Genomic DNA, 13,745 nt, shown 5'->3' on the forward strand with positions numbered 1-13,745 from the left:
TGAAATAGTTTGTTTGTTTGCCGTTAGACGTTTTGACGATGACAGCCGAATGGAACTCCGACACCTGCGCTATTTCGTGGCCGTCGCCGACGAGCTGAACTTCACGCGCGCCGCGCAGCGGCTGCACACCGCGCAGCCGTCGCTGAGCCAGCAGATCCGCGATCTCGAAGACGAGATCGGCACGCAGCTGCTCGAACGCTCGAAGCGCAAGGTGGACCTGACGGAAGCGGGCCGCGTGTTTCTCGCGGAAGCGCGGCTCGTGCTCGCGCAAGCGGATCGCGCGGTCGAACGCGCACGGCAGGCGGGCCGCCAGCAGGCGCTGACGGTGAAGATCGGATTCGTGCCCGCGGCGGAGGTCGCGATCTTTCCGGCGATCCTGCCGAAGCTGCGCATGCAGTTTCCCGGCGTGCACGTCGAATTGCGCAGCCTGCCGACGATGGAACAGGAGGACGCGCTGCTGCGCGGCGACATCGACATCGCGTTCATGCGCCGGCCCGTGCACGCGCCGGAACTGCATGCGGAAGTCGTGCTCACCGAACCGCTCGTCGTGCTGATGCCCGCCGGCCACCCGCTCGCCGCGCATGCGCAGGTCGAAGCGGCGATGCTCGACGGCCAGCCGTTCATCCAGACCAACCCGGCGTACGCGGGCCAGCTTTACGACATCGTCGGGCGGTATTTCGCCGAGCATCGGATCGAGCCCGACGTCGTGCAGGTCGCGACGAACATCCTGCTGAACCTGAACCTCGTCGGCATGGGGCTCGGCGTCGCGTTGCTGCCCGCGTATGTCGAGGCGCTTGCGGGCGAATCGATGTGCTGCCGCCCGCTTGCGCCGCCCACGCCCGACATCGACCTGCTGATGGTCACGCGCACCGAGCCGCATTCACCGGAGCTCGACGCGCTGATCGACCTGATGCGCCGTGCGCCGTTCCGGCGTCACGGCTGAACGCAGCATGCAGACGTGCGAACGCCGCGCCACATGCTGCACGCTGCAGCACGCGGCGCGGCCCGACGGTCATGCGTGACCGTCACGCCTGATGCAGGCCGTCAGGCGCCGAGGAACTCGAGCACCATCCGGTTGAACTTCTCCGCATGCTCCCACTGCGCCCAGTGGCCGCAGCGGCTGAACACGTGCAGCTCGGCGTTCTGCATCCCCCACACCAGACGCAGGCCGATATCGAGCGGCACGAAGCGGTCGTCGCGGCCCCAGATCACGAGCGTCGGCGCGGCGATCTCGCCGAGGCGCGGGCCGTAGTCGGTGAACTGCTTCGGATTCGCGGCGAGGCTCTTCACGAAATTCTCGAGATGGTCGCGGTGCGCGAGGATGTTCGCGAGGCGTGCCTGCATCAGCTCGTCGGTCAGGCTGCTCGTGTCGTACACGAAGATGTTCAGCATCTGCTTCAGGTTGTCGAGCGTCGGCTCGCGATACACCTTCTGCAGCAGCTTGATGCCTTCGGTCGGCATCGGCACGAACTGGCTCGGGCCGCCGGTTCCGCCGCCCATCAGCACGAGCTTGCCGACCTGTTGCGGATACAGCAGCGCGAATGCAACTGCGCTATGGCCGCCCATCGAGTTGCCGACGATGTGCACGCGTTCGATGTCGAGCGCATCGAGCAGCGCCTTCAGCGCGCGCGCGTTCAGCTCGGAGCGCGAGCCCGTGTTCACGATCGTGTCGCTCTTGCTCCAGCCCGGGCAGTCGAGCAGCACGACGCGAAAGCCGGCATCGACGAACGCGCCGACGTTGCGGTGGAAATTCGCCCAGCCGCTCGCGCCGGGCCCGGAGCCGTGCAGCATCACGACTGTTTCGCGGCCCTGCCCCGCGTCGTTGTAGTGCAGCTTCAGGTCGTGCTCGCCGACCTTCACCTGCACGAACCGGCTCGTGCCTTCTTCCGTCAATGTGTGTCCTTGCTGCGTCATGTTGAACCTCGTTCGTTCATGCATCGATCACGCGAATGCACGCTTGCGCATCCGCCACTGAAAAACGCGAAGCGGCGCGCTGCGGCCGCCTCGTCCCCTGAAAGACAACCCCTACTCGGCCGCCAGCACGGGCGCGCCCGCACGATCGCGCGCGACCACCGCCAGCGCGGACAGCGCCGCGACCACGACGAGCGGAATGCTCGACGCCATCAGCATCGTCGTGCTCTCGCCGAGCGCGAGCAGCTGCCCCGCGACGAACGGCCCGAGGATCGAACCGAGCCGCCCGACCGCGACGGCCGCGCCGACGCCCGTGCCACGCATGCGCGTCGGATAGATCGCGCTTGCCATCGCATACAGCACCGACTGCCCGCCGACCAGGAACATCCCGCACAGCAGTGCGCCGCCGGCGAGCCACGCGGCGTCCCGCGCGCCGGTCAGCAGCGCGAGCGCGCACGCGATGCCGACATACATGCCGACCACCGTGCGGCGCCGGCCGATGCGGTCCATCAGGCTCGCGATGCCGATCGCGCCGAGCCCGCCGCCGACGTTGAACATCATCTGCACGAAGCTCGATTGCGCATGCGTGAGGCCGTGCGTCATCACCATCGACGGCAGCCAGTTCATCAGGAAATACAGCACGACGAGCGTGCCGAGATAGCTCACCCACAGCGCGGCCGTCGTCGCTGCGCGGCCTTCGCCCCACAACGCGTGCGCAACGCTCGCGTCGGACGGCTGCGCCGCCGCCGTGCGCGTCGCGGCGAACTGCGCCGACTCGTTCAGCCACCACGCAAGCAGCGGCAATACCAGCAGCGGGCCGATTCCGCCGACGTAGAACACGTGCCGCCAGCCGGCCGGATCGGTGCTGACAACGCCGATTGCGGCGCCGAGCGCCGCGCCGAACGGCATGCCGCAGTACATCGCGCCGACCGCCGTGCTGCGCTGTTGCGGCGGCGCTGCTTCCGAGCACAGCGCGATCAGGTTCGGCATTGCCGCGCCGAGCCCGAGGCCGGTCAGGAAGCGCGCGGCGAGCAGGCTCTCGAAGTTCCACACATGGGTGGTCGCCAGCGAGAACACGCCGAACAGCGCGACCGACAGCATCAGCACACGCTTGCGGCCGAGACGGTCGGCAAGCCGCCCGCCGAGCGCCGCGCCCGGCAGCAGGCCGAGCGCGCCGATCCCGAACGCCCAGCCCATCTGTGCGGCGCCGAGCGCGAATTCGTGCGCCATCCGTGGCGCGGCGATGCCGGCCGATTGCAGGTCCAGCCCTTCCAGCAATGCGACGAGCAGGCATAAGCCGATCGTGCGTGCGCCGCCAGCGCGGCCGTGTTCCGACGTGTTCATGAAAAGTCTCCAATGTGAAGTGCATCGCTCTTTGCGGCGATGTCGATGAATGTGCGGCGGATTCAGAAAACAAGCCGAAGGGCCCCGCCGCCGCGGCCCCTCGCGGCATCAGCCGTGCGCGCGCTTCAGGTCGAGCGCGACGTCGACGATCATGTCCTCCTGCCCGCCGACCATCCGGCGCTTGCCGAGCTCGACGAGGATGTCGACCGTCTTCAGCCCGTACTTCTTCGCGGCCGCCTCCGAATGGCGCAGGAAGCTCGAATACACGCCCGCATAGCCGAGCGCGAGCGTCTCGCGGTCCACGCGCACCGGACGGTCCTGCAGCGGGCGCACGATGTCGTCGGCCGCGTCCATCAGCGTGTAGAGATCCGTACCGTGGTGCCAGCCCATGCGCTCAGCCGCCGCGATGAACACTTCGAGCGGCGCGTTGCCGGCGCCGGCGCCCATGCCCGCGAGACTCGCGTCGACGCGGTCGCAGCCTTCCTCGACGGCGACGATCGAGTTCGCGACGCCGAGGCTCAGGTTGTGGTGCGCATGGATGCCCGTCTGCGTGTCCGGCTTCAGCACGGCCTTGATCGCGCGAAAGCGATCGCGCACGTCGCTCATGTTGAGCGCGCCGCCCGAATCGACGACGTAGATGCAGGTCGCGCCGTAGCTTTCCATCTTCTTCGCCTCGACGGCCAGGTTCTCCGGCGTCGTCATGTGGCTCATCATCAGGAAGCCGACCGTGTCCATGCCGAGTTCACGCGCGTATTCGATGTGCTGCTTCGAGATGTCCGCTTCCGTGCAATGCGTGGCGACACGCACGACGCGCGCGCCGGCGTCGCAGGCGGCCTTCAGGTCGTGGATCGTGCCGATGCCCGGTAGCAGCAGCGTCGCGATCTTCGCGTGCTCGACGACGTCGGCCACCGCCTCGATCCATTCGAGATCGCTGTGCGCGCCGAAGCCGTAGTTGAAGCTCGACCCTTGCAGGCCGTCGCCGTGCGCGACCTCGATGCTGTCGACTTTCGCGCGGTCGAGCGCACGCGCGATCGCCTGCACGTTGTCGATCGAGTACTGATGCCGGATCGCATGGCTGCCGTCGCGCAGCGTGACGTCGGAGATGTAGAGTTTCTTGCTCATCGGGAAGCTTCCTTACGCGCTCACGCGTTGCAGCGACTGCGCCATGCGCTCGGCGGTCGCGAGCGCGGCGGACGTCATGATGTCGAGGTTGCCCGCATACGCAGGCAGGTAATGCGCGGCGCCCTCGACCTCGATGAAGATCGACGTCTTCAGCCCGCTCACGCGGCCGAGACCCGGGATGTTCAGCGGCGCGGAGACGGGAATCTCGTCGAACTGCACGGACTGCTTCAGCCGATAGCCGGGCACGTAGGCCTGCACCGCGCGCGCCATCTCTTCGACGGAGGCAGCGATCTTCGCGCGATCGGCCGGCTCGGACAGCACGTACACGGTGTCGCGCATCATCACCGGCGGCTCGGCCGGGTTCAGGATGATGATCGCCTTGCCGTGCGCGGCGCCGCCGACCGCCTCGATCGCCTTCGACGTCGTTTCGGTGAATTCGTCGATGTTCGCGCGCGTGCCGGGCCCGGCCGACTTGCTGCTGATCGACGCGACGATCTCCGCGTAGTGGGCCTTCGCGACGCGCGACACGGCCGCGACCATCGGAATCGTCGCCTGCCCGCCGCAGGTGACCATGTTCACGTTCGGTGCGTCGAGATGTGCGTCGAGGTTGACGACCGGCACGCAGTACGGGCCGATCGCCGCGGGTGTCAGGTCGATGCAGCGGATGCCGGGCTTCAACGTCCGTAGGTACGCGTCGTTCTTCACGTGCGCGCCGGCCGACGTCGCATCGAACACGAAGTCGATGTCGTCGAACACCGGGAGCCGCGCGAGGCCTTCGACGCCTTCGTGCGTCGTCGCGACGCCGAGGCGCGCCGCGCGCGCGAGGCCGTCCGACGCCGGATCGATGCCGACCATCGCGGCCACGTCGAGATGCTTCGCATGCCGCATGATCTTGATCATCAGGTCGGTGCCGATGTTGCCCGAGCCGATGATTGCGGCCTTCAGTTTCTGAACGCTCATGGAAATCCTCAATCGATGAAGGTGGCGCGCACGCTGCCGAGGCCGGCGATCTGCGCGGTGAACGTGCCGGGCTGCGTGACCGCGACCATCGGACCGAGCGCGCCGGTCAGGATCACGTCGCCCGCGCGCAGCGGCGTGCCGTGCCGCACCATCCGGTCGGCGAGCCACGCGGCCGCGTTCAGCGGATTGCCGAGGCACGCGGCGCCGCTGCCGCGCGACAGCACTTCGCCGTTCGACGCGAGCGTCATCTCGCAGCCCGCGAGATCGACGTCCTTCAGCGGCACGGGCCGGCTGCCGAGCACGAACAGCGCGCTCGACGCGTTGTCCGCGACGGTGTCGACGAAGCGGATGTTCCAGTCCTTGATGCGGCTGTCGACAACTTCGATCGCCGCGAGCGCATACGCGGTTGCGCGCTGCAGGTCGGCGAACGTGTGCTTCTCGTGCACGAGATCGTGTTCGAGCACGAGTGCGATCTCGGCTTCGACCTTCGGCTGGATCAGCTGCGACAGGCGCATCGGTTCGGCATCGCCATAGGCCATCGATGCGAACAGCGTGCCGAAATCGGGCTGGTCGACGCCGAGCTGCTGCTGCACCGCGAGCGAGGTCAGGCCGATCTTGCGGCCGACCACCCGCTCGCGCCGCAGCGCGGTGTTCGCCTGCTGGATCGCGTATGCGTCGTCGGCGTTCTGCTCGCCGATCTGCGCGCGCAGCGGATCGATCGGGGTCCGTTCGCGTTCGGCGTCGCGCAGGCGCTCGGCCAGCGCGTCGATCTGTGGTTGGGTCAGCATGTCGTCACTCCTTGTCTGAGGATTGCGGCGCGGATTCGCCCGCGGACCAGCCGTGCATCGCGGCGAAGCCCGCGATCCATTCCGGAATCGGGCGGTAGAAATCCCGCACCGCGTGATAGGGGCCCGCGGCCGCCAGCGCGGCGAACGCGGCGACCCACGCGCGGATCTCGTGCGCGGACTTGCCGCCGTCGCGCGTGATCGCGTCGTTGGTCATCCCGTCGACCGCCTTCAGCTCGCCGCGCGCGAGCACGTCGAGAAACGCCTGGTCCCATTCGGGATTGAGCGCGTGCAGCGGGCTGTCGCCGGCCGCGAACGCGCGCGCGGCGGCAACCGTGCGCGCCTGGCGCGCGGCGCGCGCGTCGGCGTCCGGGTTGCGGCCGGCGATCAGCCGCTCGGCCATCTCGGGGCTCGCGGTCGCGAGTTCCGGCACCGGCGGCTCGTGCGAGATGCCGCCCGAGCCGACCACGAGCACGCGCTTGCCGGTGCGGGCGATGAAACGGCCGATCGCGTCGCCGAGCAGCCGTGCGCGGCGCAGCGTCGCCATCGGCGCCGCGACCGAGTTCACGAACACGGGAATCACCGGGTAGCGGTCGAGGCCGCCCGTCAGCACTTCGAGCGCCTGCGCGAAACCGTGATCGATCTGCATCCGGTACGACACCGACACGTCGACATCGCTGTCGAGCACGGCCTCGGCCAGCGCGCGGGCGAGCACGGACGGCACGTTCAGCGGGCCCGCGAGGCTCCGGTAGTCGCCCACCGATTCAGCAGCGATGCCGATGCAGAACGGCGGCATCAGGTCGTAGAAGAAACCGTTGTAATGATCGGGCGCGAACAGCACGATGCATTCGGGGTCGAACGCTTCGACGCGCGCGCGGGCCGCGGCCTGCACGCGTTCGACTTCGGCGACCACGTCCGGCGCCGGATCGAAATAGCCATGCAGCGGCGTATGGGACAGGCATTCGAGCTGGATCGGCATGTCACGCTCCCGCCGGCTGCGCGGCCGCCGCATGCGCGAGCGCCTCGGCCTGCGCCGACCGCACGGCCGGCGCGCTGTCCGACAACTGCAGCAGCGACGCCAGTTCGACGATCGCATCCGACACTTCCTGCGGCGCGCATACGCCCGCGACGAAACGGTCCGGACGCAGCAGCACGACCGACTGCGGAATCCGGCTGAACCAGTCCTTCAGGCGGCCCGTCGCATCGCCGATCGCGATCACGCCGTCGGGCACGTCCGCCGCATAGTCGAGCTGCACGTCCGGCTTCGCGAGCACGAAGCACGCGCCGAGCCGTTCCCACACCGCGCGCGCCGCGTCGGTGAGGCCGAAGGTCGGGTCGCTGCCCCAGCCGATCACCGCGAAGCGGTTGCCGATCGCGTCGTCGAGCCGGACCGTACGGCCGTCGGCCATGCGCACGCGCGGCTGGATGAACATCCGGCCGACCGGCGACTGGCCGAACGCGTCGCGGCCGTAGACGAGCTGCCCGAACCACGAACCGCGCTTCTGGCTCATCAGGCCGAGCAACCGCCCCGGCGCGGTGCCGCCTGCGCGTTCGAGCAGCCGCGCGAGCACGCCGCCGTCGCGCCTGCTGCGTTGCGGCAGCATCACGACGCCGGCCTCGTAGCGCGGCATCGGCTTGAAACGCATCTCGACGAAGTAGCGCTTCGCGGCCGGCACCGCGCCGAGCGCACGCACGAAGCCGTCGCGCACCAAGCGGCCGAACCGTGTCGTCGGCGCGAAGAGGTCGCCGGCCACTTCCGACAGGTGAATCATCGAACGCGCATGGTCGCGCCGTTCGAGCGTATAGCTCGCGAGCAGCTCGGGCCGTGCAAGCCCCTTCGCGACCATCGCGAGCTTCCAGCCGAGATTGCTCGCGTCGCGAATCCCGCTGTTGTAGCCCTGCCCCTGCCAGACCGGCATGATGTGCGCGGCGTCGCCCGCGAGCAGTACGCGGCCGATGTCGAAGCGACGCGCGAGCCGCGCGTTGTGCGTGTACACGCGCTTGCGGATGTAGTCGACCTTGTCCGGATCGGCGACCACCTTGCGGATCAGCGCCGCGAGGTTTTCCGGGCGCGACAGTTGCTCCTCGGTCTCGCCGGGCATCACCATGAACTCGAAGCGGCGGATCCCGTGCGGCAGCGCGGCCGACACGTACGGCCGTTCCGCGTCGCAGTGCAGGTACACGTGCGGCGAGCCGAGCGGGTCGTTGCGCACGTCGACGACGATCCACTGGTTCGGCTTCGTGCGGCCTTCGAACGGCACGTCCAGCGCGCGGCGCACGAAGCTGTTGCCGCCGTCCGCGCCGACCAGGTACGCGGCGCGTACGGTCTTCTTCGCACCGTGCGCGTCGACGATGCCGATCGTCACGCCGTCGCGGTCCTGCGCGAACGTGTCGACGCTGTGCCCGAACAGCACGTCGACGTGCGCGAAGCGCTTCAGGCCGTCGTACAGCACGCGGTCCGCGAGCGGCTGGATGAATGCGTTGCGGCGCGACCAGCCGAACTCGTCGGTGCGCGGCTCGATCGACGCGAAGCAATGCCCGCTGCCGGTGACGAAGCGCATCCAGTGATCGGGGGTCGTGTGCGGCAGCAGCGCGTCGGCGAGGCCGACGGTCTGGAACACGCGCAGCGCCTCGTCGTCGAGGCCGATCGCGCGCGGGTAGTCGATGATCTGCTCGAGTTTCTCGATGATGACCGTGCCGACGCCTTGCTGGCCCAGCAGGTTCGCGATCATCAGGCCGACCGGGCCGGCGCCGATGATCGCGACGTCGGTCGCGATGACGTGGGGGCTGGCCGACGCGGGCGCAGCCTCGTGTTGGGCGGGCATCTCTGTCTCCTGTTTCTGTCCGGCGCGGCATGCGGCCGCCGCGCGTCTCCACCTTCCGGCCGGCTCGGGCAAATCAGGCTCTGCTACGATGAACGGGTCTTCGCCGACGCCATCCACCGGGCCTTCCTCGCTGCCCGGGCATCCGGTTTCGAACAAAGTCTAAGGAGCGCAATCGCGCGCCTCAACAATTTGAGCGGAACGTGCATCTGATGCACATCGTTGATTCATAAGGACTTTATTGTGTCGAAATACACCAGCGTGCGCGGGCTCGCACGCGGCTTGCAGGTGCTGCGCACGCTCAATGCGATGGAGAACGGCAGGGCGACGAGCCAGCAGATCAGCGAGGCCACCGGGCTGCACCGGACCACCGTGCGGCGGCTGCTGGAGACGCTCGTCGACGAGGGCTGCGTGCGGCGCAGCCCGTCCGACGACAGCTTCCGGCTGACGCTCGGCGTGCGCGCGCTGAGCGAAGGCTTTACGGATGACGAATGGATTTCGACGGTCGCGCCGCCGGTGATGGCGCAGCTCACGCAGCGCGTCGTGTGGCCGTCGGACCTGACGACGCCCGACGGCGACGCGATGATCATCCGCGAGACCACGCACCGTTTCAGCCCGCTGTCGTTTCACCGGTCGATGGTCGGACGCCGGCTGCCGATGCTGCTGACCGCAGCCGGTCGCGCGTACTTCGCGGCCTGCCCCGATGCGGAACGCGACGACATCCTCGCGCTGCTGCGCGTGAATGCCGACGACGACGAACAGCGCCGCCTCGCGCTCGACGACACCTATGTCGCGAACCTGATCCGTCAGACGCGTGCGGACGGCTTCGGGCTCAATGCGAGCGACTGGGGCGCGCAGAAGAAGATCGGCGCGGTCGCGGTGGCGATCGCCGCGCACGGCCATGTGCTCGGCAGCCTGAACGTGATCTACCTGTCGAAGGCGATCACGTCGGCCGAAGCGATCCGGCGCTTCGTGCCCGAACTGCAGCGGGCCGCGCAGGAGATCGTCGCGGGGCTCGAAGGCGGAGCCAGGCCGGTGTGACGGCCGCCGGTCGTGACACCGGAAAGGGATTCCTCGCGGCCAGCGCCCCGCCCGCCGCGTCGCTTCCCATTCCCAATGTTGGGTCCGCTGTTCCTATACTTTCTCTTACCGCAGCGCCCAGCGCCGTGAGCGGCGACGTTGTCGGCATTCGGATCGCACCCCGATAAAGAAACGCACGACGCAGCACATCGGTCCGTGCAGCCATTTCGCTGCCGCGCGACAGAATCCGGAGGGACAGATGGGACACTCTGTATCCGACTCGTCCGAGGCCGAGCGGCTCGGCATGCCCGGCCCTCACAAGCCGGCCCTCCCGGGGCTCGCGCTTGCCGCGCTCGGCGTCGTCTACGGCGACATCGGCACGAGCCCGCTCTACACGCTGTCGACCGTGTTCGATCCGGTCAACGGGCTGGCGCTCAACGCATTCAATCTCGTCGGGATCGTGTCGCTGATCTTCTGGTCGCTGATGGTGGTCGTCTCGCTGAAGTACGTGGCACTGATCCTGCGCGCGAACAACCATGGCGAAGGCGGCATCATGGCGCTGCTCGCACTGGCCGCGTCGTCGGTCGCGACGCGCCCGCGGCTGCGCCGCACGCTGCTCGTCGTCGGCGTGATGGGTGCCTCGCTCTTTTTCGGCGACAGCGTGATCACGCCGGCAATCTCGGTACTGAGCGCCGTCGAAGGCCTCGAGGTCGTGGCGCCGGTGCTGAAAACCTATGTGATTCCGGTCACACTGGCGGCCCTCATCGCACTCTTCATCATGCAGAAGCATGGCACGAGCGGAATTGGCGCCGTGTTCGGACCGGTGATGGTGGCATGGTTCGTCGTGATCGGCATCGCGGGCCTCGCCAATATCGCCGACGCGCCGGCCATCCTCGCCGCGCTCGATCCGCTGCGCGGCCTCGGCTTCTGCCTGCATCACCGCTGGCTCGCGTTCGTCGCGCTCGGCGCCGTCGTGCTGTCGCTGACGGGAGCCGAAGCCCTGTATGCGGACATGGGCCATTTCGGCAAACGGCCGATTCGCGCCACATGGTTCGGCGTCGTGTTCCCCGCACTCGCGCTCAACTACCTCGGCCAGGGCGCGCTTCTGCTCGCCCACCCCGGCGCGCTGAAGAACCCGTTCTATCTGCTCTTTCCGCAATGGGCGCTTCTCCCGATGATTGCGCTTGCAACCGTCTCGACGGTCATCGCGTCGCAGGCCGTGATCTCCGGCACCTACTCGATGACGAAACAGGCGATGCAGCTCGGCTTCCTGCCGCGGATGAACATCGTCTACACGTCGGGGAAGGAAATGGGCCAGATCTATGTACCCGGCATCAACTGGACACTGCTCGTTGCGGTGGTCGCGGCGGTGCTCGGCTTCGGCTCGTCCACCGCGCTCGGCTCCGCCTACGGCATCGCCGTCACCGGCACGATGCTGATCACGACGTTCCTCACGTTCTTCGTGGTCCGCTACGCATGGCATTACAACTGGGTGCTCTGCGTGTTCGCGACCGCGTTCTTCTTCGTGATCGACGCGATGTTCTTTTCTGCGAACCTGCTGAAGATCGTCGAGGGCGGCTGGTTCCCGCTCGCGATCGGCACGGTGGTGTTCACGATCATGGCGACCTGGGGCCGCGGTTGGGAAATGCTGCTTGCGGAAGCACGCGTGCGCGCCGGCACGACGCCGCTCAAGCCTTACCTCGCATCGCTGCTTGCGCGCTCGCCGGCTCGCGTGAGCGGCACCGCGATTTTCCTGACGCCGACCCCCGAGGCCGTGCCGCATGCGCTGGTCAACAACCTGATGCATAACCGGGTGCTGCATGAACGCGTGATGTTCGTGACGGTGATCACCGCGGATGTGCCGTGGGTGCCCGACAGCGAGCGCGTGCGCGCGCAGTTGCTCTGCCCCGGCTGTCATCAGATGACAATCACGTACGGATTCAAGGACGAAGTCGATCTGCCGAAGACGCTCAGCGACTACAAGGCGGCGGGGCTCACGTTCGAGCCGGCGGAGGCATCGTGGTTCCTGAGCCGCGCGTCGGTCGTGCCGACGCCAGGCCACGGGATGGCGCTATGGCGCGAACGCCTGTTCGCGGTGATGCTGCACAACGTCGGCAATATCGCCGCCTTCTTCAAGCTGCCGGCCAATCGCGTGATCGAGGTCGGCGCGCGGGTCGAGATCTAGCACCGCGCGCACACCGGCATACGGATGACGGGCGAGACGGCTGTTCCGGTCAGAAACGCACGACCGTCTTGCGTTCGACGCTGAAACCCTCGCGCATGATGCTCGTCGAGTCGGCGAAGTAGCGGCTGGTTTCCGACAGCAGGTCCGCGTTGCCTCGCCGGCAAAACACGACGCCCGAGCCTTCTTCGGTAAGCAGTTCGTCGACCAGCGATTGCGGCTGCCCGATGTCGCACAGATGGACGTTCTGCACGCCGTGCGTCAGCGCGACGAGCGCTTCGCGGACATAGCGCGCGGCGTCGGCCAGCGGATGCTCGGCCAGCCATCGCTCCAGTTCCGTGATGCCGTAAAGGCCCGCGAGGTCGCCCAGTTCGTGCAGGACCGCGTGCTCGACCATCATGACCAGCGTCACCGCCCCCGCGCGCTGCGCGACGAGGCTGCCGAGACGCTGCGGACACAGCAACCGGTCCTCGCCGGCAACATCCGGTGCAAGGGGCATCACGACGGGCACCAGCCCGCTTTGCCGGAACGCGTCGAACACGGCTGCGTCGAATTGCTCGATCGGACTCGTGTGCGCGTCGTCGGACTCGGCGCCGGCGGTCATCAGGCCGCCGTCCTGCCCCGTGACACCGAGGGTCTTGACGCCGTGGCTGCCGATCAGCCGGACCAGTTCGAGGTTGACCTCGGCCATGGCGGCCCGGGCCCCGTGAACGGCGAGCGCTTCGGCCATGCCGGGATGCGAGGCCTTCCGGAGTTGCGGTAGCCCGCCGTGCACGACGACGGGACGGATGCCGGTCAGCGCAAGCAGTGCCACGTCCTGCGAGAAGGACATGCGGGAGCGCGGGGTAAAGACGGCCGGGCCGGCATAGACGATGACGACGGTTTGCTCGTGCAGTGCCTGCATGAACGGAAGCGAGCGGGCCAGTCCGGCCGCCTGCCGTGGTGAAAACGGCTTGTTTTCAGGGTCTGGGGACATGAGTGGAACTCGATGAATGGAAGGTGCGGCTGCCTGTGGCCGTGCGGCGCAAGTTCAACGCGCGCGCTGCATCAGCCTGCGAATGTCGTCGGGCGTCTGCGCGGCGCGCGAGGCCATTCTGAAGCTGCGGTCGCCGAAGAGCCGGGCGGCATCGGCCAGTAATTCAAGGTGCTCCCGGTTGTCTTCTTCGGGGATGACCAGCACGATGAACTCGCCCACGGGCTTTCTGTCGGGCGCATTGAACACAAACGGATACAGCGCGCGGATGAACAGACCGACCGCGGACCGGATCCCGCCGACGCGCGCATGCGGAATCGCCACGCCCTGGCCGAGGCCCGTCGAACCCAGCCGTTCCCGCTCCGTCAGCCGGGACTTGATCCGCTCGGCGGAATACCCGTGGCGGTTCTGGATGTGCAGCGCGGCATGCTCGAACAACTGGTTCGGGCTCTCGATCGGCACATCGAGCAGGATGTTCTCCCGAGGACAGATGCGGGCCAGGCCGGTTGTTGCCGGTGCCCCTTCGTATCGGCGGGGAAGACTGAACTGGCCGCCGCTGGCGGCCTCGGGTATTCGCATGCGGATCTCTCCGTTGATCGGCTATCGACAGAGGAAATCCTAGACAA

General features: G+C 67.9%; 12 protein-coding genes. 3 read left to right on the forward strand and 9 right to left on the reverse strand.

The genetic code is table 11. The features are described from left to right. The first annotated feature begins 49 nt into the window (after positions 1 to 49). A complete protein-coding gene (hcaR, locus tag ACV229_RS11465; protein WP_448083239.1) occupies positions 50 to 943 on the forward strand; it encodes a DNA-binding transcriptional regulator HcaR in 894 nt (297 codons plus the stop codon). A gap of 101 nt (positions 944 to 1,044) precedes the next feature. On the opposite strand, the gene ACV229_RS11470 is transcribed toward hcaR, so the two are convergent. The 7 genes from ACV229_RS11470 to ACV229_RS11500 all read right to left on the reverse strand — a co-directional run bounded on the left by ACV229_RS11470 (position 1,045) and on the right by ACV229_RS11500 (position 8,947). Continuing rightward, positions 1,045 to 1,914 carry an alpha/beta fold hydrolase gene (locus ACV229_RS11470; protein ID WP_448083240.1) on the reverse strand — a complete coding sequence of 290 codons (870 nt, stop codon included), beginning with the start codon at positions 1,912 to 1,914 and terminating at the stop codon, positions 1,045 to 1,047. Between the two features lie 111 nt (positions 1,915 to 2,025). Next, complete coding sequence (gene mhpT / locus ACV229_RS11475; protein ID WP_448083241.1) at positions 2,026 to 3,255, reverse strand: 3-(3-hydroxy-phenyl)propionate transporter MhpT; 1,230 nt, start codon at positions 3,253 to 3,255, stop codon at positions 2,026 to 2,028. A 108-nt stretch (positions 3,256 to 3,363) separates the two neighbouring features. Continuing rightward, positions 3,364 to 4,377, reverse strand: coding sequence for a 4-hydroxy-2-oxovalerate aldolase (dmpG, locus tag ACV229_RS11480; RefSeq protein ID WP_448083242.1), 1,014 nt, complete (start codon positions 4,375 to 4,377; stop codon positions 3,364 to 3,366). Positions 4,378 to 4,389: 12 nt separating this feature from the next. Next, a complete protein-coding gene (locus ACV229_RS11485; protein ID WP_448083243.1) occupies positions 4,390 to 5,337 on the reverse strand; it encodes an acetaldehyde dehydrogenase (acetylating) in 948 nt (315 codons plus the stop codon). Positions 5,338 to 5,345: 8 nt separating this feature from the next. Continuing rightward, positions 5,346 to 6,125 carry a 2-keto-4-pentenoate hydratase gene (locus tag ACV229_RS11490; protein WP_448083244.1) on the reverse strand — a complete coding sequence of 260 codons (780 nt, stop codon included), beginning with the start codon at positions 6,123 to 6,125 and terminating at the stop codon, positions 5,346 to 5,348. 4 nt (positions 6,126 to 6,129) lie between these two features. Next, a complete protein-coding gene (locus ACV229_RS11495; protein WP_448083245.1) occupies positions 6,130 to 7,101 on the reverse strand; it encodes a 3-carboxyethylcatechol 2,3-dioxygenase in 972 nt (323 codons plus the stop codon). Between the two features lies 1 nt (position 7,102). Beyond that, on the reverse strand, positions 7,103 to 8,947 hold the full coding sequence (locus tag ACV229_RS11500; protein WP_448083246.1) for a bifunctional 3-(3-hydroxy-phenyl)propionate/3-hydroxycinnamic acid hydroxylase: 1,845 nt from the start codon (positions 8,945 to 8,947) through the stop codon (positions 7,103 to 7,105). Between the two features lie 240 nt (positions 8,948 to 9,187). Between ACV229_RS11500 and ACV229_RS11505 the strand changes: the two genes are divergently transcribed. Then, on the forward strand, positions 9,188 to 9,985 hold the full coding sequence (locus tag ACV229_RS11505) for a DNA-binding transcriptional regulator (RefSeq protein ID WP_448083247.1): 798 nt from the start codon (positions 9,188 to 9,190) through the stop codon (positions 9,983 to 9,985). A gap of 238 nt (positions 9,986 to 10,223) precedes the next feature. Then, positions 10,224 to 12,149, forward strand: a complete 1,926-nt coding sequence (locus tag ACV229_RS11510) for a potassium transporter Kup (RefSeq protein WP_448083248.1) — start codon at positions 10,224 to 10,226, stop codon at positions 12,147 to 12,149. Positions 12,150 to 12,198: 49 nt separating this feature from the next. Here ACV229_RS11510 and ACV229_RS11515 read toward each other — a convergent pair whose 3' ends face one another. Together ACV229_RS11515 and ACV229_RS11520 are read right to left on the reverse strand one after the other, a co-directional pair. Next, positions 12,199 to 13,122, reverse strand: a complete 924-nt coding sequence (locus tag ACV229_RS11515) for an amino acid kinase family protein (protein WP_448083249.1) — start codon at positions 13,120 to 13,122, stop codon at positions 12,199 to 12,201. 54 nt (positions 13,123 to 13,176) lie between these two features. After that, on the reverse strand, positions 13,177 to 13,698 hold the full coding sequence (locus tag ACV229_RS11520) for a PTS sugar transporter subunit IIA (RefSeq protein WP_448083250.1): 522 nt from the start codon (positions 13,696 to 13,698) through the stop codon (positions 13,177 to 13,179). Positions 13,699 to 13,745: the final 47 nt, after the last annotated feature.

Source organism: Burkholderia sp. MR1-5-21, assembly GCF_053427715.1.

What these genes read in the sequence shown, in the direction of transcription:
- mhpT (WP_448083241.1), bottom strand. Translation starts at nt 3,255, where the DNA reads ATGAACACGTCGGAACACGGCCGCGCTGGCGGCGCACGCACGATCGGC.
- ACV229_RS11470 (WP_448083240.1), bottom strand. Translation starts at nt 1,914, where the DNA reads ATGACGCAGCAAGGACACACATTGACGGAAGAAGGCACGAGCCGGTTC.
- ACV229_RS11520 (WP_448083250.1), bottom strand. Translation starts at nt 13,698, where the DNA reads ATGCGAATACCCGAGGCCGCCAGCGGCGGCCAGTTCAGTCTTCCCCGC.
- ACV229_RS11515 (WP_448083249.1), bottom strand. Translation starts at nt 13,122, where the DNA reads ATGTCCCCAGACCCTGAAAACAAGCCGTTTTCACCACGGCAGGCGGCC.
- ACV229_RS11500 (WP_448083246.1), bottom strand. Translation starts at nt 8,947, where the DNA reads ATGCCCGCCCAACACGAGGCTGCGCCCGCGTCGGCCAGCCCCCACGTC.
- ACV229_RS11495 (WP_448083245.1), bottom strand. Translation starts at nt 7,101, where the DNA reads ATGCCGATCCAGCTCGAATGCCTGTCCCATACGCCGCTGCATGGCTAT.
- ACV229_RS11485 (WP_448083243.1), bottom strand. Translation starts at nt 5,337, where the DNA reads ATGAGCGTTCAGAAACTGAAGGCCGCAATCATCGGCTCGGGCAACATC.
- ACV229_RS11490 (WP_448083244.1), bottom strand. Translation starts at nt 6,125, where the DNA reads ATGCTGACCCAACCACAGATCGACGCGCTGGCCGAGCGCCTGCGCGAC.
- hcaR (WP_448083239.1), top strand. Translation starts at nt 50, where the DNA reads ATGGAACTCCGACACCTGCGCTATTTCGTGGCCGTCGCCGACGAGCTG.
- ACV229_RS11510 (WP_448083248.1), top strand. Translation starts at nt 10,224, where the DNA reads ATGGGACACTCTGTATCCGACTCGTCCGAGGCCGAGCGGCTCGGCATG.
- dmpG (WP_448083242.1), bottom strand. Translation starts at nt 4,377, where the DNA reads ATGAGCAAGAAACTCTACATCTCCGACGTCACGCTGCGCGACGGCAGC.